Source organism: bacterium, from assembly GCA_020444065.1.
Classification (GTDB): Bacteria; Sumerlaeota; Sumerlaeia; order SLMS01; family JAHLLQ01; genus JAHLLQ01.
Window position 1 is genome coordinate 874,558 of the sequence record JAHLLQ010000001.1, and the last position, 18,382, is coordinate 892,939.

The following is an 18,382-nucleotide window of genomic DNA, read 5'->3' on the forward strand; positions in this document are numbered from 1 at the left end:
GATTTTGCCATGGCCGTACCCTTCATGGACTTGTCATCCAGCAACGACGCTGTGATGGATGACTTCCTTCAAGATCTGAAGGAACTGTTTACTACCGGTCAATTCGTCCTCGGACCCGCGGTCCAGAAATTCGAGGACACGTTTGCGAAGTTTATTGGAGTTCGACACATGATCGGCGTCGGCTCGGGCACCGACGCATTGGTTCTCGCCCTCCGCTCTCTGAACGTGGGAGCCGGGGACGAGGTGATTTGCCCCGCTTTTGGATTCTCCTCCCCCGCCGAGGCCGTCGCCCGCGTGGGAGCGACCCCTGTTTTTGTGGATGTCCGCCCGGACTCCTTCACGCTGGATCCCGACAAGACCCTTGCAACGATCACTCAGCGGACGAAGGCCATCATCCCCGTCCACCTGTTTGGCCAGGCTGCAGAGATCGAGCGCATCGTGACGATCGCTCGCACCTACAGCGTCTCGGTCGTCGAAGATGTCCGCCAGGCCACCGGCGCCCGCCTGGGCAACCGCCGGATTGGAACCTACGGCGCGGCTTCGGTGTACTCCTTCCATCCGAATGCTCCGCTGAGCGGGGCAGGCGATGGCGGCGCGATCGCGATGAACGACGATGATCGCGCGACGCTGCTGCGCAAGCTGCGCGACCACGGTCGTTTGCCCGGTGGCGAGCACGAGTTCATCGGCTACAACACGCGGCTGGATTCGATCCAGGCGGCGCTGCTGCAGCAAAAGCTCCTCGATCTGGACGAGAACAACATGGAGTGCATCGAGAATGCACGCCTCTACAATCGCAAGTTCATGGGCAGCCCGGTCCAGGTGCCGTACTTCACGGATAATGGGGACCACGTGTACAACGCGTACACGATCCTCGTTCCGGACCGCGACAAACTGGTCGAGAATCTGAAAGAGAAGGGCATTGGATGCAGCGTGCTCTGCCCCGAGCCGGTTCATCGCCAGCCCGCTTTCCAATACCTCGGCTACCAGGAAGGCGCGTTCCCGATCGCGGAGGACCTGTGCCGCCGCGCCGTGGCGCTGCCCATCACGCCGGGCTTGAAGAAGCACCACATCGAAGAGGTCGCCGACGCGATCCTGAGCTTCTACGGTGTAGCGACTGCCTAACGTCCCCTTCCGAACTGAATGATCCGGCCGCCGAAGCGCTCTGCTCTCGGCGGCCTTTTTCTTGCAAAGCATCAGTGCTGGAGAGACCGATGCCATTTCGCTTGATCAAGACATTGCTCGGCGGGCGACGCCTGGCCGATCCCGAGAAGGTCGCCGATCTGGATCAGTTGATCCGCCACGGCGCAGACCGATTCGCGGAGTGGGCTGCCGACCAGACGGGCCAAGAGGTCGCTCTCGCTCCCCGGGCCGTGGAGGTGGTGGAGAAGGCCATTGAGATCGCGCGCCGCAGCAGTGACGACATTCCGAACCAACTGGTCTCTGACTGTGCAGCATTCATTGGCGAGGCCATTCGCGCGCGCCATGGCGGAGAGTGGGAAGAGGATCCCCTACTCGGCCTCGTTCTGCGCCGGCCAGAGAAGATCGATGGCGTCGCCGCTGTGCCCTTGGCCATCGCGGAGAAGAAGTGGGAACTGGGCGAACAACTGAGCATCGCGCGCTTCTTCGAAACGCTCCCCCAGCGCATCGAGAAGGAACGGTCCTTTGAAGCGTATCGATCGGGCCCGGCGAGGACGACCGAGCGAATTGCAGAAGAGCTTCTCTCCGAGACCCCAATAACCACTGCCACACAGACTGCAAGAGACTTCCGCGCATTCTGGAAGGAGCGATTTAGAATCGTTCTTCCGAACTCGCTGCAGGGGGTGCGCGAGGCCGAGCGGTTCTTGCGGTCGCAATTCTTCCTGTTCGGATTGCACGAGGAAACGCTCGTTCAGATGGGTTTTTTCGTCGGCGAAGTCGGCCGTGGGCTGTTCGAGGGTGAATGGAAATTCGATGAGCTTCAGGCGACAAACGATCCCACCCGTGCCGCGCTCGTGTGGCCGGAGTTGCCATACTATCCCGTCGGGAAAATCTACAAGTTGATCACAGAACACCCCGAAGGCGAATCGCTGGACGAGTACCTGCGCCTGATCCCAAGCGCACGCCATGCATTGAAAAGCGATCCGGAATCGCTGTGATTACTGGGCGGGGACTCTCTGGGGAGAGGAAGCGCCCTCAACAGCACGCAACGGAATCCAGAAACTCAGAATTCTCGCTTCGGAAGGGTCGAGAGGCATCTTCGCGTAGGATTGCGACAGCGCATCGAAGATCGCCTGGGGGTAGACGGGGATTCGATGGTATGTCCCACGGACGACGGGGCCAGTGATCACCACGTCGTATTCGCCGGCCTTGATTTTGTCCAGGACGGGATCGAGCGCATGCGAGCCGTCTTCCAGAAGTAATGACGCATGATAGTTGTCCGCCCACGGGATCGGCGCATCGCGCGTAATGCCGTAAACCGATTCTGCCACGAGCACTCTATCATCGCCGAATCGTTCGCGATAGATGTCGGCGCGTCGGTATTCCTCTTCGGTCGCGGGTGTCAGTTCACGAGACACGCGTGGGGCTGCGGGGAGATTCAACGCCACCAGAGCAAGGCCACATATGCTGACGGCGACTTCGATACGACGCAGCCCCTTGGGCTCCCGATTCGCAAGATCGACGACGGCCGCGATGCTCCACGCGACGATCGCCCCCAGCAAGTAGTTCATGTTCGCACCCTGCTTGGCCATGAAGGCGACATTCACCAGGAACAACGCCAGCGGCACGGCATAGAGTGGCTGGCGCCGCACACCCAATCCAGCCCAAAACATCATCGCCAGAAAGACGGCTGCGCCTCCGAGCAAGGGAGTTGCGCCTCTGCCAAACAATTCGGGAGGCCCAAAGGCGAGAAGACTGGTGAGAGCGAAACGCAAGTTGAAGGCGCAGCCCTTCACCGAATCGATCACGTGGAGCTTCCACATTCCGTCGGTCAGTGCGTTCGCCGCCACCGCCGAAAGGACAACGCCCAACACTACGGCGGCTCCGGCAGCGGCAAGCGGAACGAGTGAGCGCACGGATCGCCGACGAGCAGCGACGATGCTCTCGACCGCGAATCCAATCGGGCCGATGAGAACGATCATCTTCAGATGAGCGACGGCGATCCAAAGGATGATCGCTCCCACGAGACGCAGATAGAATGCACGGTCCTCGTCACGGTCCGGAGGACCGACCAGAGCCCACCCGCCAAGACTCGCAGCTAGCGCGAAGCTGTCCGGTGTGAACTTCACGAGCCACTCCGCCGCGTAGGGGAACGTGTACAGCGGAACCGCCACCCAAAGGGCGAACTTCCATGGAACCTTGCGCTGATGCGCCAGGAGGACCGCAAATCCCAAGGCGCAGAGTCCCGCCAGGAAAGTCAGCCAGCGGCCCACGAGCAGAACGCCCTGCGGATTGGTGATACCGACAATGCGCGAGACGTAGCCGGGCAGAAGGTACGTCAGAGCACCGTATGTCAACGGAATCACCGGCGGACCGGCCGTGTAGTCCCAGTACAGAACCTCGCCCCTGGCCACGCGAAGAGCCCCAACCACGGGTTGTGGCTCGACCGTGCTGATCGGCACGGGGTCTCCCAGCCGGGCCGGCAATGTGGAGAGGAATCCGAGAATGAAGAGCCCCGCCACCGCCAGGGCAACAAACAGAATCAGACGTCCTGGGGATTGCGGAGATGACTCAGGCATAGGAGAAGAGGAGGGGCTCCGAGCAGTTGAGACTGAATCGAGTCTCCCGGCGCCCAGACAATGGCGGCAACTCCTAATCCAGTCTGGCGAGGTGCGAGGAAATGCAGAAACCGCTCGCCTTCCAGTTGACTCGGGCCACCCGCGCGCCCTATACAACCCCCCGCTTTGAGCGAGAGTAGCTCAGTTGGCTAGAGCGTCAGCCTTCCAAGCTGAGGGTCGCGGGTTCGAATCCCGTCTCTCGCTCCACCAAATTCCCTCAAATCAATGAGTTGGAAAGAACCGCCGGCATGGTCAATTCGGCGGCTCTTTCCTGTCCGTAATGCGATCTGATCGGGTACACGAGACTTCTGTCTATTCCCACCTGACCGGCTGTCAGGCATCCTTGGGGGAGCCGATTCCTTGCAAGACCGGAACAAGAATCAGCGTTGCAAGCGTAGCTGAGAGGAGCCCGCCGACCACGGTGATTGCGAACGGTTGGAAGATTCGGGAACCGATCGATGGGTTCACGGCGACAGGCAGAAGTGCGAAGATCGTTGTCAGAGCGGTGATCAGGATCGGCCGAAGTCGCACGGATGCTGCGGTGCGGAGGGACTCTCTGACCGGTGTTCCATTCGCGACGAGTTGATTGGAATAGTCCAGCAGTACGATGGCATTGTTCACGGCAATCCCAACGAGCGTCAGGGCTCCCATCCCAGCAGAGATATCGAGGGCCGCACTCGTCGCGGCGAGGAGAATGATGGCGCCGACGAGTGCGAAGGGAATCGTGACCAGAATAATGAAGGGCTGAATCCAGGATCGGAACTGCAGCGCCATGATCAGGAAGATCAAGGTAACTGCAGCGAGACCGATCAACGCGAAGTCCCGGATGGTCTGCAGAAGCACCTGATACTGTCCCGTGAACGCGATGCTGTATCCAGGCGGCAAAGAAAGGTCTGCGAATTTGCTCCGCAAGCGATCGACGGCGCTCGGGATGCTTCCATTGATTTCGGCCAGGATCGTAATTTCGCGCTGACCATTCAGGTGGGCGATCGCAGCGGGCAACCGATCGACTCGAATCTCGGCAACGTCCTGAAGAGGGACCAGGTCACCAGAAGGAGTGGGGATGCTCAGATTTTCCAGCCAATCGAGGGTTTCGCCTTCCGGTTTCTCGAATTGCAGGATGACCTCGGTCTGCTTGCGTTGATCTGTGATTGTCGTGGCCGAGACACCATGCCGGGCGGCGCGGACGGTGTTGAATATGTCGCCGGGTTTCAGCCCATATCGGGCGATGCTTGCCTGCTTCGGCAGTATCGTGATTTGCGGGGTCTTGAACTTCGCATTGTTGATGATGTTCGCAAGTTGCCCGTCCTCCGACATGATCTGCTCAACGCGCGTGCTCAATTGCGTCAGTTGATCCAGGTCTGTTCCGAAGATCGTCACTCCGAAGACCGCGGGAAGTCCGCTGAGGCTTTCATCCATCTTCTCCTGGGTCGGCTGGTGGAAGAGAAAGGTGACGCCCGGGATCTTGCCGTACTTGCGGCGGAGGCTCTCCATCACATCGCTGAGCGTGCGGGAACGAACCGTCCGGGGCGCGAGTTTGATGGTCAACTCGCCTCGGTTGACGCCTTCGATCTGGAAACCTCGTTCAGGCGATCCGGTGCGGCGATAGACTGTGACCACGCCGGGTTCGGCCAAGGCCCCGCGCTCCAGGATGCCGCCTATGCGGTCGCTCTCTTCGAGGGAAACGCCCGGCGGCATGATATACTCGATCAGGATCGCTCCTTCATCGATGGGAGGAAGGACGTTCATCGGGCCAAGCCTCGCCGCCAGGCCTCCGAGTCCCAGCAGTGCAAGCGCAACGATGACTGTCAGCCATGGGACTCGCATGGCGATTCGCAGGATCGCCTGCAGCAATCCATCGATCTTCTTGAGTAACCAGCCGCCGGGCGTCCGCCTCGTCCCAAGTTTACCGAACCGCGCGAACATCGCCGGGACAATCGTCAGCGATGTCGCCAGCGATGCCAGCAAAGCGATACTGACGGCGAGCCCGAACGGACGGACGAACAGGCCGGCCAGACCTCCCAGGAAGAGCAGCGGAGCAAATGCCGCAACAGTCGTCAGGGTCCCCGAGGCGTCGGGTCCGGCGATCTCTGCGGCTCCCTCCAGACTTGCAGTCCGGCTGTCAGTCCCAGCCTGCAGGTGACGAACAACGCTTTCGGCAACAACGATCGCATCATCGACTACCATTCCGACGGCCAGCGTCAGGGCCGACAGCGTGATCACGTTCAAGGTTTGCCCGAATGCGCGCATGAAGGCGAGGGTCGTCAGCAGTGCGATCGGGATCGTCAACACGACAATCACCGTCGCTCGAAGCGTCCCCATGAAAAGGAGGAGGATCAGCGCGGCGAGCCATGCCCCAATCAGCAGGTCATGGAAGAGAGAATCGCGCGCCTCCGAGACGATGTCGGCCTGGTCGTAGAACTTCTGAATCGTGGCACCGGGAGGCAATACCGAGTGAAGCTGCTCCAGTTCTTTGTCGACTCCACGCACCACCGCGATGGTGCTGGCGGAAGGGCTCTTGCTCACGATGAAGGCAACGGCAGGTACGGCATTTCCGTGGACACTGTAATGCCGTGGAACCGTGCTCGCCCTCACTGTCGCAATGTCGCGGAGGAGTACCGGATGAGGTCCGTCGCTGAGGATCGGGACAGTTTCGACATCCTCGACTGTCTGAAGACGGCTCTCGCCGCGAATGAAGTATTCCGTTGTGCCGCGGTCCAGGAAGTCCAGCGCCGATGATGTATTGAATTCCGCCAGCGCAGAGGCGACATCGCTGACCATCAAATGCTTCCTCGCCAAGTCGGGCAGACGAAGCGACACGACAAAGGCCGGATCGGCGCCGCCGATGACCTCGACCCGCGAGACTCCCGGGACGGCCGCCAGCCGACTTGAGAGATCTGTGCGTGCCGCGATCCGCAGAGCGACCGGATCGTCTCCGTAGATCACACATCCGGCGATCTCTTCGAGGGTCGTACCGATGTTTTCCAGGCGGGGAGCGACACCGTCCGGCAGGGTCGATTGAACAGATGAAATCTCGGCCTGAACGAGTTGCCGTGCATCGACGAGATGGGTTCCCCACTCGAATTCGACCGAAATCTGCGAGATGCCCTGAATTGAATTGGAAGAAACCCTGCGGACGCCCGGAACCGTTCGCAAGCGTTCCTCAATTGGCCGAGTCACCAGCATTTCCGTGCTCCCCGAGGAAGCACCGGGATCATGCGAAATGACGTTTACAACTGGTACATCCAGCCCGGGAAAGAGACCAACAGGCAGGTGAAGAAACGCAAAGCAGCCGGACCAGACCGCGACAACGGCAAGCAACAGCACCAACACTGGATTGTCGATGACCAGTCGCAGAAACGAGCGCATCTCATCAGTCCTTGGGCTTATATTCTTCTGCGAAGCTCTTGTAATACAGCTCGAATGCACCTTTTGTGACGATCATGTCGTCCGCGGAAATTCCGGAGATCACTTCGATCCATCCGTCCTGCGTCAGGCCGGTCTTGATCGTCCGCTTCTCGTATCCGTCTGCCTTCGAAACGAAGCAGACAGGCTTTTCGTCTTCACCGTAGATCACTGCGGTTTCCGGAACGGCCAATTCGTCCTTCTTTGCTGCTTCAGCAATGACCCCGTTCACGCTTTGACCTGGCCGCAGTCGGGCATTCACTTCCGGGCCTGTGATCCAGAGGACCATCGCGCCACTGGGGGTCGTAGTGGGAGTGATCTGAAACTCCGCTGCGCGGAAGTCCTCCCTCGCATCGGCGATGCTAACGCTCGCACCTTCCAGCTCAAAACCGTCCGGTAGTGAGATTCTTGCCACGATTCTCAATCGGTGAGTATCTTGGATGTCGCCGATCGGATCACCCGCTCGGACAAGTTCGCCCTGACTTGCCTGGCGATTCACAAAGACCCCCGAAGCGGGCGCATCAATCACCAACTGCTGTCGAAACGCGTCGAGGGAGGCATGCATCTTCTGAAGTTTCCCCTGGATCGCCTGCTTCGCCTCGCGGGCAGAGAGGAGTTGGTCATTCGTGGCGAGTTGTTCTTTGACGTTCTCTTCGATGCGCTGCACGGACTGTTCTGCCAGCTTCAGTTGTTCCTTCTGAGAATCGATGTCGACCTGCAGAAGCTTCTCATGCGACTCAATCATTGGCCCGCCAAGCATAGCGATCCGATCGCCTGTTTGGACCTCCTGCTGGTCGGCAACGGCGAGCGTCGTGATCTGCCCGTCAACGGGGGCACGCAAGTGTGTGCTGTACGGAGCTTCCACCTGGCCAAACCAGGAGGCAGTCCGCTGAAACTCGCGTCTCTGAGGCTGATCGGTAGCGATCACACTGGGAACAGGAAGAGATTTCGCCGCCTCTCCCGAAGTTTCTGGGGACTTCTTCTGGAAGGAACCGGGGATGCCCCCTCCATAAACGAGATAATAGAAGATCAGCGCCGCGCCCGCCACGCACACGATCGCGAGAACCGGCAATCGCTCATTCCGTTGTCTCGTGCTCACTTTTGAACGCTCGCTTTCTGGAGGAGAGTTTGCTCCCCTCTCGGGATTTCGTAGAAGCCAGTCGTGAGTTCCAGCGCGACGATTTCGTGAGCGATCTGCCCTTCCAGGATCGTCATTGCCTTGCGATGTCGGGCCAGCTCGGTTTGGGCATCATCGAGAGCTAGTGCGCTGGTTCGCTCCTCCTTGAGAGCTCGTTCCAGCCTTGCGATCCGCCGGTGCAAGAGCTCTTCAGTCGAATGCGCCACGTCAAGTTGACGCTTCAGGCTTTTGATGTGCGAAAGGAGGAGTTCGGTGTCGGAGCGCGCTTCAAAAACCCGGGACTGGTATGCGTCGAAGAGCTGCTGTCGAGTTGCCCGCTCGATCGCGATCTGTCCCTGGTTTCGATCGAAGAAAGGCAGGGAAATCGAGAGGCCAATCCCAGCCGTGACCACGTTCCCAGTGTCGCGCGAAAACGTCGGACCAATGCTGATCTTCGGAAACTGATTCAGCACCGCAGTGCGGACGGCCTCCTCCTGGCTATCGTATCCGCGGCGAAGGGCCACCAGATCCAGCCGCCGATCCTCCAGGCCCTCGAAGAGCTGATCGCTGTTAGCCAGGTCGATGGCCTTCGGCATTTCAGTGCTCTTTTTCAAGGCGATCGGTGAGTCGGCCAGCAGCCCCAGAGTGCTATTGAGCTTCAGGCGAGCTTCGTCCGCTTGTCCTTCGAGATCGGCAAGTTCGGCTTCAGCTTTCTGCATGGTATCCTGTCGGAAGGACAAATCCGATTGGGTGAGAACCCCTCGTTCTATTCCCTTCTGCACGAAGGACAGGTTTCGTTGAAGATCGCCCACAATGATCCGCTGCTGATCCACGACGGATTGCAGCGTTACGAGTTGATAGGCCAACGACTTCGCGTGCTCGGCGACCTGCCATTCCTGCCATGCGATGTCGAACTCCACGGCGTCCCGATGTGCCGTGGCTCGATTGATCTTCGCCGATCGCGTAATGAGGGAAGTCGCGTCCCAATCGAGGCCAAGCCCAAAAGCCGTCACGGATCCAGCGGTCACACCGGCGACGGGCTCCTCGACACTGACCGAGAGATTCGGATTTGGCAGGATCCCGGCCTGCAATAATTGCGCATCTGCCAGAGCCCTTCTGTCACGAATTGCCCGCAACTCTGGGTTCAGGAGGACGGCCAAAAGCGCGGCGCCATCCGGCGTGAGTCCCTGCTCGGGATTCAACTCGATCGGGTGGAGTATTGGGTGCTGAAGAGTTTTCGCCCCTTCTTGGACGCGATCCGGATCCATTGATGATCCGAGCTCCGTGGATTGCTGCAATGGCTTTGGTTGGTACTTCGCGCAAGAAGTCAGCAGCGCCAAGAAGGCGATCGGAAAGAGGACTTGCAGGAGCCGTCGAGTAGAAAGTCGATCCATGATAGAATACTGCCTTGAAAGCGATTACCACGATGGAATCGCTTCGGCATAGCAGGACAGTCTCGCCAATGCTACTCATGCAATCTGCAAGGAGGGTGCCAGTGATGGAAATGTCGAGAGGTAGGCGCGAAGGCCAAAGGGGAAGTGTGCAGGAGTACGTTCAGCCCAATCATGTTGAGAAGTGCTGGCAGGTGCCCGCTATTCAGAATCCAAACAGCCCCAGATCGACGCTGTCTTCATCGTCACCTGCAGACCGGTTGCGACGGATCTCTGATTCCTGCTCATCGAGGCGCTTCATGCGCTCTTCATGGGAGAGCCCCCATGGCCCCTCTCCCATGGCAACAAGGACAGTCGGAGCCCCGGGAGCGCCGCCGGTCACTCGCTCCTGATGGTCTTTCATTAAATTCCGTTCGTGTTCAGTTGGGCGGCGTTCCATGATAAGACTCCTTCGAATGTCCTGGTATCTTCTACGTCTGAAGCCGAGAAGTATTCAATTCTCAGAACAGTTGTGCATACGCATTGGAGCGGAATCCGAGAAATCGAGTTGCGCCAGATGAGGGTCATCCGACACCTTTTTAGCGTTCGAACAATACAATTCACTGTGGAGGTCCGGACTATGGCTGACCAGGAGAGCAAACGCATATTGTGCGGCGTCCTCGCGATCGTCCTGAACGGTCTTGCGATTCATCGATTCCTCTTGGGCGACACCAAAGGCGGCATTATCAGAATCGCGATCGCGATCGTGACATGTGGACTCGGCGGCATCATCGGAATCATCGAGGGTATCATCTACCTGACGAAAACCGACGAGCAATTCATCCAGGAATACCAGATCGGCCAGAAGGCCTGGTTCTGATCCTCTGGACAAAGGATCGCGAAGGCCCTTTCCGATGCAGGAGAGGGCCTTTGTGTTTCGAGAATGAAGATTCGATACGCACGCATCGAAGACCTCCCCGCGATTGTAGAGATCTACAATCAGGCAATCGCCTTGCGCTATGCGACGGGCGATCTGGATCCGTTGACGGTGGAGGAACGCCGCGCGTGGTTCGAGGAGCACACGCCGGATCGCTATCCGATTTGGGTAGCTGAGGCCGAGGATGGGTGCGTGGCCGGCTGGTGCTCGCTCAGCGCGTGGCGAAACGGCCGCAAGGCGCTCCGGTATACAGTCGAGGTCAGCTACTACGTGCACGAGTCCCACCGCCGGCGCGGGATCGGTCGCGCGATGATGAAGACAGCACTGGATGAAGCAGGGGCGCTTGGGTACCGCACGGTGATCGCCCTGCTGCTCAGCATCAACCCGGCAACGATCGGTCTTCTGGAGCAATTCGGCTTCGAGTGCTGGGGAACGCTGCCCGGCGCCGCGGAAATCGACGGTCGCGAGTGCGATCACGTCTTCTATGGGCGGAGAATTGCCACGTAGCCGTGGCACGGCCGGATTTGCCCAACCACCTTGCCACAAGCCCCTTCAGTCTCCGTTTTGCTCTCCGCACCGAGGGAATGGAGAGAGGGGTTTCCTTCAGACCTGCCTGCAAGAACAGGATCCCAAGTTCGCGAGTATCGGCAACGCCATACCTGACCCGCGGACGAAACGAACGCCGACATGTGACCTGGACAGCGACAACATGGCCACCATCCGACGGCACCGGGACTTCAATCGCGAAGTAACCCGCCTCCTTGAACTTGATCGGTGTCGCGGTTCCAGCTATCAAAATGGTGAGTGAATCCACATCGTCCGAATGGAAGTTCTCTTCGGGCAGTCTACCGGCCAACTGAAGAGATGCCGCCCCCTTGCCCGTGCGTGCAAAGAAGAGGTGGAATTCCTTCTTCGTCCAGCGGTAGCTGGAGTCCCCTGTAGGGTTTTCCATTCCCCAGAAGCCCTGGATGAAGTGCTGGTCGTGCATGTGTTCGGGCAGCAGCGGGTTTGGGAGATTCTCCGAGCGCGGCGCGGGAATCCACTTGTGCGATGCGCACCCGGGGCAAGGGCTCTCACCGGGAGTGTGCATTCCTCTCCGAAAATCCAGGAACTTGCCGCCATTCCAGATAACGGCAAAATCCTCCTCCCGAATGTTCCCCATGACGTTATAGCGCTGCCAGCAGGGGCGAACCTCGCCATCGGAGGTGATCATGATCTGGTAGTGGGAGGCCGTACAATCGAGGATCATGCCCTCATCGGCGGACTTCCAACTGAAGGCTTCCATCGATTCGCCGGCCGTATCGTCTTTCCTCGGGGTAAAATCGGGTTTCGTTGTCGCAACCTCACACTCATCCATAAACGGAACCGAATTGACGAACTCGATTCCGAATCGGTCGCAATTCGCCCGGCATTCATCCATGAGGCGGCGAAGGCGATCAATGCGATCGGCCTCCATCATACAGATGTGCAGTTCATCGAGATCGAACATCGGCTGGAAGAAGATCGCGTCGGCCCCGAGTTCCGCCGCGAGTTCGGGCAGCATGGGCAGTTCCTCCGCGTTCGGCAGCATCGGCATGAACGCGAGATGAATCTTTAGCCAGCCGCCCTCCGGATGCTGGCGGTCGCGCTCGCCTGCGATGGCCCGGACGCGGTCCTTCACGTGGTCGAAATTCCCGCCCTGGCGGATATTGTCGTAGGTCTGGCTAGTTGCCGCATCGATGCTGCAATACAACACATTCACGCATCGGGCGATTGTTTCAGCGTACGAAGGACGCCAGGCGCTGAGCGACGAGTAGAGCTCGATCTTGCAGCCGCAGTCGCAGATGTATTGAATGACCTCTTCGAAGTCCTTGTAGAGCAGAGGCTCGCCTGCGCCCGCGACTGTGATCTCGGTTGCATGGGGAATCATATCCTTGAGCTGTTGCCAGGATCGATCGTCCAGCTCAATCGTCGGCGAATAGCCCGGCATGGACTGGTGGCACTGGATGCACTTGAGCGGGCACCGCGCCGTCAGGCCGATATTGAGCCGTTGAGGATATGGATTATCATCGCGCAGATAGAGAGCGCGATACTCAGGAACCGTGAGCAAATCGATCGATTGCTGGACGCGCTCCGACACGGTAGATTTCCCCTTCCCCGAATCTTCGCATTGCGAATTAAGAGGATCATCCACATGTGTACTGGGGTCAAGGAGCATGGCGATACATCGGATGAAGAGTCGCCCATCAGTTGGCTGGCAACTCGCGATAATCAGTAACCTGAGTGCTGATCGTTTGCACTGTTGGACTTGACCGCCTTGCGGGGATGTCCCCAACCTCGCTGGAGGGAAACACGGCCAGGCAGTTCTGATCGGCCGGCCCGGGAGATTTTTGCGCTTATGCGTTGTCCGTACTGCGACACGATCAATCGCGACGATCGCGAGAAATGCTATCACTGCAGCAAGGACTTGTCCATGCTGCGGCTGATCGTCAATCGCGCCAAGAATCACTACAATCAGGCCCTGGAGCACGCCGAGCGCGGTCGTTTGATCGAGGCGATCTCGGAGTTGGACAGCGCCCTGCAATTGGACAACACCTTCACCGAGGCCCGTCTGCTGCTGGGAACGCTGTATGCCCGGCTCGAGCGCCCCGAGGAAGCGCGCACACAGTGGGATGAGGTCCTGGCGTCTGACATTTCATTACGTCGAGCGCACGAGTACCTCGGCGCGATTGGTGCCCTGAAGCGCACCTTGCCCCTGGCGCGCCGGGTACGCGCAGCACTAGTCGCGGCGGGGATGATCATGGCGTTTGCGGTCGCGATCGTAGCGATCTCGCTCTGGCCGTCGCGCGAAGAACGACTCCTGGATGAAGCCTGGCGCCAGTTTGCCGACCGCAACTTCGTCGAAAGCGATCGATTGATTTCGATCATGGCCCGTCCGCTGTCGAATGACGATCTGGAGAGTTCGGCACTGCTACTGGAGTCGTCGATTCAGCAGGCGATCGACGAACGCTTGCAACTGGTGACGCACAACCTGGCGCAAGGGCATTACGATGGGGCGATGGATGTGATTGCGGAGATCGAGAGTCTCTCTCCCCCGCCAAGCGTCATGCACACAATTTCGAACTACCGAAGTCTGATTCGCGCTGCCCTCGAGGAGCAGGTCGCAAGCGCTGCAGAAGCGGATTTCAGCGCCGAAAACCTGGATCAGCTCGAACAGTATGCGGACGAGTTGAAGGTGATGTTCCCGGCGTCTGAGGTTGGTGAAAAGGCTCTGCGGAGTTTCACAGAAAAGGGTCGGCGGCGATTCAGGGCAATGCTGGAGAAGATCGATGAAGAGTTGGCCGCCCAAAGCGCCCCGTCAGTGATCCAATTGCTTCTGGAAGACACACGCGCTCTCGCGATGCTCTTGGATCAGGAGGGAGAGCTTCAGACCCGCCAGCAATTGATCTCGCGACTGGAGCAGCGCCTCTCCTACGAGTCCGCAGTGGAAGAAGCAGAAGCGGGGCGGGATGAGCAGGCCCTGGCCATGCTCTCGCAGTTTGATGCGGGTGCCGCGACAGAGGAAATTGCCAGGAAAGCCCTGCAATTGAAGGCACAACTGAAGGAGCAGGTGCGGAAACAGCGGATCGAGCGCCTCTGGGCCGCGATCGACTCCGAGGATTACTCGGAGGCCATGAAATTGGCACAAAGCATCGATTTGGAAGGCCTGGATGAAGCGTCTCAAGCTGCTCTTGAGGAACGTATGGGAGAGGTAGAGCGACGATTCGCTTTGTCGGCGTACTACGAATTGATGAAGCACGCGGATCAGTTCGAAGCAGGTACGATCGATGAAGCAACGGCGCGCGATGCACTGGAGAAAATCGATCAAATCGATGGCCATCTGCCAGCGAGCGTAAAGGCCGCGGCGTGGGATGACTTGTACTTCTTCCGTGCAGTCGCACATCGTGTCTTGGGACAAACAAACGAATCGAACGATGCGATCGAAAGCCTTCGCAGCGAGTATCCAAACTCACCTTACCTGCTTGTTTGGGAACGTGTTGTTGCCGCGAATTGAATCGCAAGCGCACACATTGTTCTCAAAGCCTGCGATCCTGTGGAAAACTTGTCGTTTTTTCCACAGGTTCGGTCGTTTGTTGTTGACACGTTTCAGCCGTCATCAAGACCATGGCATTCAATAGAAGCATTAATCGGAGAGCTTCCCGCGGGTGTGGAGAAAAACAGCATAGCCTGCTCCGCACAAAAACCCAAATTCCAGTAGTGAGGTGAAAGTTCCAATGGCTAAGAAGGCATCCGCGAAGAAAGCCGCCAAAAAAACAGTCGCGAAAAAGGCGGCAAAGAAACCCACCGCCAAGAAGGCAACAAAACGCGTGAAGAAGGTCGCCGCTAAGAAGGGCGCCAAGCGCGTCAAGAAGGCCGCCGCCAAGAAGACCGCGAAGAAGGCTGCCAAGAAGACCGCAAAAAAGGCCGCTAAGAAAACTGCGAAGAAAGCTGCCAAGCGCGTGAAGAAGGCCGCCGCCAAGAAGACAGCGAAGAAGCGCGTGAAGAAGGCTGCCAAGAAGACCGCGAAGAAGCGCACCATCAAGAAGTCGGCGAAGAAGCCGGCCGCCAAGAAGGCCACCGCTAAGAAGGCCGCTAAGAAGACTGCGAAAAAAGCTGCCAAGCGCGTGAAGAAGGCCGCCAAGAAGACCGCAAAGAAGGCTACAAAGCGCGTCAAGAAGGCAGCCCCAAAGAAAACCGCCAAGAAAGCCGCCAAGCGCGTGAAGAAGGCCGCAAAGAAGGCCACCAAGCGCGTGAAGAAGGCCGCAAAGAAGACCGCGAAGAAGGCCACAAAGCGAGTCAAGAAGGCCGCAGCAAAGAAGACCGCTAAGAAGGCCACGAAGCGCGTCAAGAAGGCTGCACCGAAGAGAGCAGCCAAGAAGACCGCCAGAAAACGTACAGCCAAGAAGTAAGCAGGACCGGGAAGCTGGCTGTAAGCTTGCAAGTGCAGTAGAAAAAGGAAGCGCGGAGATCTGATCTCCGCGCCTTTTTCTTTTCACGATGTTCAGCCGCGCGACGGCGGTGTCCTCAGTACCAGTCGATCGCCTTCTTGAAGAATCGGATCAATCGGTGGAACATGTTGTCCTCCGAGACGAAGGACGTGTCGTGCTCGTGCTGGAGGCCATAGAAGATCAGGCCGACGCCGGTCGAATAGATGGGCGAGTTCGCCAGACTCGACAGCCCGGAGAGACCACACGGGCGTCCGATCTTGCAGGGGCGCTCGAAGATCTTCTCTGCAAGGACATCGGTGCCCTCCTGGAGCGACGCGCCACCGGTCAGAACGATTCCGCCGAAGGCCTTCTCGTAGTAAGGCGACTTCTCGCACTCCTCGCGCACCTGCATGAGGATCTCCTGCACGCGGCTCTCGATGATCTCTGCGAGGAACTGGCGGTTGATCTCCTGTTTCTTGCCGGTCAGTGCGACGGGGACCTCGATTTTCTCCTCGGGGTTCACGGTGTGGCGCAGGCAGGTGCCGTAGCGCTTCTTCAGATTCTCTGCGTCGTAGCAACTGACCTTCAGCCCGCGCCGGATGTCTTCCGTCACCGCGTCGCCGCCGTAAGAGACCACGCTCGTGTAGCGCACGGCTCCGTTTGCCCAGATCGCAATGTCGGCCGTGCCACCGCCGATATCGACAAGCACGACGCCCAGATCGCGCTCCTCGGGGGTGAGAACGGCCAGAGAGGAGGCGAGTGGCTCGAGGTAGATGCCGCCGACGCGATAGCGAGCCTGCTTTACGGCGCGCACGATGTTCTGCGCGCTGGTCACGGCGGCCGTCACAGTCAGCACTTCGGCCTTCAGCTTGCGCGAGGCGAATCCTTCGGGGTTCGCGACGGGGCCGTCGTCCATGATGAAGCGTTGCGGGATAATGTGGATGATTTCGCGCTCGAGGGGAACGATGTTGGCAATTGCCTTGTCGACGGCTCGACGGATGTCGGCGCGATTCACGCCACGCTCCGGATTCGCAACAGTCACGACGGCGCTCGTCTGATGTGACTGGATGTGTCCGCCGGCGATACCGACGAGGACGTCGCGCACCGCAACCTGGGCGATTTCTTCGGCCTTGCGGATCGCGGTTCGGATCGAATTGACGGTTTCGTCGAGATCAACGACCACGCCGCGGCGAAGACCTTGGCTCGGTGTACTTGCAAGGCCGCGGATCGTGGTCTTCCCCTTCGGATCGATCTCGCCGATGATCGCGCAGATTTTTGTGGTGCCGATATCAAGACCCATGAACGTGCGGGTCTTGGTCGGAGGACGAAAAGCAAACTGGCCGGATGTGGTTGCGTCGGTCGCGAGCGGTTCGATCGGAAGTGAGACGACAGTGGGAGCCGTCGTGGTGGCTTTCTTCTTCTCGCGCGTCGTGGTGGAAGGCGCCATGAACGTGGAACTCCTGAAAGGTGCTGGGAACGGGTAATGTCTGCGGGCGCAGGCCGATCAACCCATTGGTTCAGACGCGAAGGTCAACAGAGGCAAGTTTAATCCGCGCCGTTTCGAGCAGTGAAACGCGTTGAGTCTTCGAATTGTTCTCCTGACTTCCGACCATCCCATGGAAATCGGCTCTTCCTCCTGTTTCACTTCATTTCCTGTTCCGCAGCAGATCTGTGAAGAACTTCTTGTCGTCTCGGGGCGGAAACGTCTTGGCATCCCAGCAACCGGTCGTGCTATACATGCAGATTCCGACGGCCGACGGCCTGTCGGAGCGCGGCGTGGAACTCACAAAATGGTTGATGCCACCGCCGCCGATCAGGTTATTCGACAAGGTTATCTTCCTATTCTGGGGTGGCGTACCCCGGCAGGTGGATGACCCGTCAGGAAACCGGAAGAACGCCCCACAAGGAATAGTGACCCATGCCCCGCGCCTATGGATTCGTTGAAACAAAAGGATTTACCGGCTGCGTCGAAGCAACCGACGCCATGAACAAGGCCGCGTCGGTGGATTATGTCCGCCGCGTCGACATCGGAGGCGGCTTCGTGACAACGCTGGTAACCGGCGATGTCGGTGCCGTGAAGGCCTCGGTCGATGCCGGGACCGCTGCCGCCCGTCGCGTCGGCGAGCTGTTGACCAGCAACGTGATTCCGAACCTGCACGAGTTCGCCACCAAGTTTATCATCGGCGCGGACAAGTTGAAAGAACTCGACCCCGGAATGCGCGCACTTGGCATGATCGAAATGATCGGCTACACGGCGCTGACCGAAGCGGCCGACGCGGCGGTCAAGGCTGCCAACTCGGTGATCTCCGATCGCCTCTGGATCGGCAGCGGCTACGCGATCGTTCTACTGCGCGGCGATGTGGCTGCGGTCCGTGCCTCCGTTGACGCTGGTGCGGCAGCTGCCAGCCGTCTGTCGAAGCTCGTTGCCGCTCACGTCATTCCGTCGCCCCACATGATGCTGAACAACGTTCTGCCGATCGGCCCGGCCGAGAAGAATGCTCCGAAGCAGGGCCCTGCGGGCTCCGGCGATGGCGATGCGCTTGGCTTCGTCGAAACGAAGGGTTTTGCCGCGATGGTCGCCGCCAGCGATGCCGGCGTGAAAGCCGCTCGCGTGACTCCGCTCGGATGGCAGAAGGTCGGCGCAGCTCTGGTCACGACGATCTTCCAGGGCGATGTCGCTGCGGTGAAGGCCTCTGTGGACGCCGGCGCCGCCGAGGCGCGCCGCGTGGGCGATCTGGTTTCCGTCAACGTCATCCCGCGCCCGCACGAGGCTGTGCACTCCTACAACTTCCCGAAGTAACCGGAACGCGAGAACAACCCCTTGCACCTACCGGCCGCCGCCCAGTTATCTG

14 protein-coding genes, 1 tRNA gene and 1 pseudogene are annotated in these 18,382 nt (G+C 59.2%); 8 read left to right on the forward strand and 8 right to left on the reverse strand.

Going from position 1 to position 18,382, the window contains the following annotated elements:
* The first annotated feature begins 9 nt into the window (after positions 1–9).
* Positions 10–1,122 carry a DegT/DnrJ/EryC1/StrS family aminotransferase gene (locus tag KQI84_03085; GenBank protein MCB2153845.1) on the forward strand — a complete coding sequence of 371 codons (1,113 nt, stop codon included), beginning with the start codon at positions 10–12 and terminating at the stop codon, positions 1,120–1,122.
* 89 nt (positions 1,123–1,211) lie between these two features.
* Positions 1,212–2,135 carry a hypothetical protein gene (locus KQI84_03090; protein ID MCB2153846.1) on the forward strand — a complete coding sequence of 308 codons (924 nt, stop codon included), beginning with the start codon at positions 1,212–1,214 and terminating at the stop codon, positions 2,133–2,135.
* Here KQI84_03090 and KQI84_03095 read toward each other — a convergent pair whose 3' ends face one another.
* Positions 2,136–3,599, reverse strand: coding sequence for a hypothetical protein (locus KQI84_03095; GenBank protein MCB2153847.1), 1,464 nt, complete (start codon positions 3,597–3,599; stop codon positions 2,136–2,138). It lies immediately after the preceding gene.
* A gap of 286 nt (positions 3,600–3,885) precedes the next feature.
* On the opposite strand from KQI84_03095, the gene KQI84_03100 reads away from it, so the two are divergent.
* Positions 3,886–3,962: transfer RNA gene (locus tag KQI84_03100), tRNA-Gly, on the forward strand.
* 126 nt (positions 3,963–4,088) lie between these two features.
* Here the strand turns inward: KQI84_03100 and KQI84_03105 are convergent.
* The 4 genes from KQI84_03105 to KQI84_03120 form a co-directional block, all read right to left on the reverse strand.
* Complete coding sequence (locus KQI84_03105) at positions 4,089–7,124, reverse strand: efflux RND transporter permease subunit (protein MCB2153848.1); 3,036 nt, start codon at positions 7,122–7,124, stop codon at positions 4,089–4,091.
* Positions 7,125–7,128: 4 nt separating this feature from the next.
* Complete coding sequence (locus KQI84_03110; protein ID MCB2153849.1) at positions 7,129–8,259, reverse strand: efflux RND transporter periplasmic adaptor subunit; 1,131 nt, start codon at positions 8,257–8,259, stop codon at positions 7,129–7,131.
* Complete coding sequence (locus KQI84_03115) at positions 8,256–9,545, reverse strand: TolC family protein (GenBank protein ID MCB2153850.1); 1,290 nt, start codon at positions 9,543–9,545, stop codon at positions 8,256–8,258. Before KQI84_03115 ends, KQI84_03110 begins: the two co-directional genes overlap by 4 nt.
* 328 nt (positions 9,546–9,873) lie before the next feature.
* Positions 9,874–10,107 carry a hypothetical protein gene (locus KQI84_03120; protein MCB2153851.1) on the reverse strand — a complete coding sequence of 78 codons (234 nt, stop codon included), beginning with the start codon at positions 10,105–10,107 and terminating at the stop codon, positions 9,874–9,876.
* A 180-nt stretch (positions 10,108–10,287) separates the two neighbouring features.
* On the opposite strand from KQI84_03120, the gene KQI84_03125 reads away from it, so the two are divergent.
* A complete protein-coding gene (locus KQI84_03125) occupies positions 10,288–10,527 on the forward strand; it encodes an NINE protein (GenBank protein MCB2153852.1) in 240 nt (79 codons plus the stop codon).
* A 436-nt stretch (positions 10,528–10,963) separates the two neighbouring features.
* Here KQI84_03125 and KQI84_03130 read toward each other — a convergent pair whose 3' ends face one another.
* Positions 10,964–12,703, reverse strand: coding sequence for a radical SAM protein (locus KQI84_03130; GenBank protein MCB2153853.1), 1,740 nt, complete (start codon positions 12,701–12,703; stop codon positions 10,964–10,966).
* Positions 12,704–12,961: 258 nt separating this feature from the next.
* On the opposite strand from KQI84_03130, the gene KQI84_03135 reads away from it, so the two are divergent.
* A complete protein-coding gene (locus KQI84_03135; protein ID MCB2153854.1) occupies positions 12,962–14,617 on the forward strand; it encodes a hypothetical protein in 1,656 nt (551 codons plus the stop codon).
* A 220-nt stretch (positions 14,618–14,837) separates the two neighbouring features.
* Complete coding sequence (locus KQI84_03140) at positions 14,838–15,512, forward strand: hypothetical protein (GenBank protein MCB2153855.1); 675 nt, start codon at positions 14,838–14,840, stop codon at positions 15,510–15,512.
* Between the two features lie 115 nt (positions 15,513–15,627).
* Here the strand turns inward: KQI84_03140 and ftsA are convergent, their stop codons facing one another.
* A complete protein-coding gene (gene ftsA / locus KQI84_03145) occupies positions 15,628–16,977 on the reverse strand; it encodes a cell division protein FtsA (protein ID MCB2153856.1) in 1,350 nt (449 codons plus the stop codon).
* Between the two features lie 199 nt (positions 16,978–17,176).
* The gene (locus KQI84_03150) at positions 17,177–17,359 is read right to left on the reverse strand and encodes a hypothetical protein (protein ID MCB2153857.1); all 183 of its coding nucleotides are present in this window, start codon (positions 17,357–17,359) and stop codon (positions 17,177–17,179) included.
* 89 nt (positions 17,360–17,448) lie between these two features.
* Between KQI84_03150 and KQI84_03155 the strand changes: the two are divergent.
* Both KQI84_03155 and KQI84_03160 read left to right on the forward strand, forming a co-directional pair.
* A pseudogene (locus KQI84_03155) lies at positions 17,449–17,679 on the forward strand (BMC domain-containing protein).
* A 66-nt stretch (positions 17,680–17,745) separates the two neighbouring features.
* A complete protein-coding gene (locus tag KQI84_03160) occupies positions 17,746–18,330 on the forward strand; it encodes a BMC domain-containing protein (GenBank protein MCB2153858.1) in 585 nt (194 codons plus the stop codon).
* Positions 18,331–18,382 lie beyond the last annotated feature (52 nt).

Excerpts from the sequence above, each read along its gene's own strand:
- KQI84_03090 (MCB2153846.1), top strand. The coding sequence starts at position 1,212 with ATGCCATTTCGCTTGATCAAGACATTGCTCGGCGGGCGACGCCTGGCC.
- ftsA (MCB2153856.1), bottom strand. The coding sequence starts at position 16,977 with ATGGCGCCTTCCACCACGACGCGCGAGAAGAAGAAAGCCACCACGACG.
- KQI84_03105 (MCB2153848.1), bottom strand. The coding sequence starts at position 7,124 with ATGCGCTCGTTTCTGCGACTGGTCATCGACAATCCAGTGTTGGTGCTG.
- KQI84_03140 (MCB2153855.1), top strand. The coding sequence starts at position 14,838 with ATGGCTAAGAAGGCATCCGCGAAGAAAGCCGCCAAAAAAACAGTCGCG.
- KQI84_03125 (MCB2153852.1), top strand. The coding sequence starts at position 10,288 with ATGGCTGACCAGGAGAGCAAACGCATATTGTGCGGCGTCCTCGCGATC.
- KQI84_03120 (MCB2153851.1), bottom strand. The coding sequence starts at position 10,107 with ATGGAACGCCGCCCAACTGAACACGAACGGAATTTAATGAAAGACCAT.
- KQI84_03115 (MCB2153850.1), bottom strand. The coding sequence starts at position 9,545 with ATGGATCCGGATCGCGTCCAAGAAGGGGCGAAAACTCTTCAGCACCCA.
- KQI84_03160 (MCB2153858.1), top strand. The coding sequence starts at position 17,746 with ATGCGCGCACTTGGCATGATCGAAATGATCGGCTACACGGCGCTGACC.
- KQI84_03085 (MCB2153845.1), top strand. The coding sequence starts at position 10 with ATGGCCGTACCCTTCATGGACTTGTCATCCAGCAACGACGCTGTGATG.
- KQI84_03135 (MCB2153854.1), top strand. The coding sequence starts at position 12,962 with ATGCGTTGTCCGTACTGCGACACGATCAATCGCGACGATCGCGAGAAA.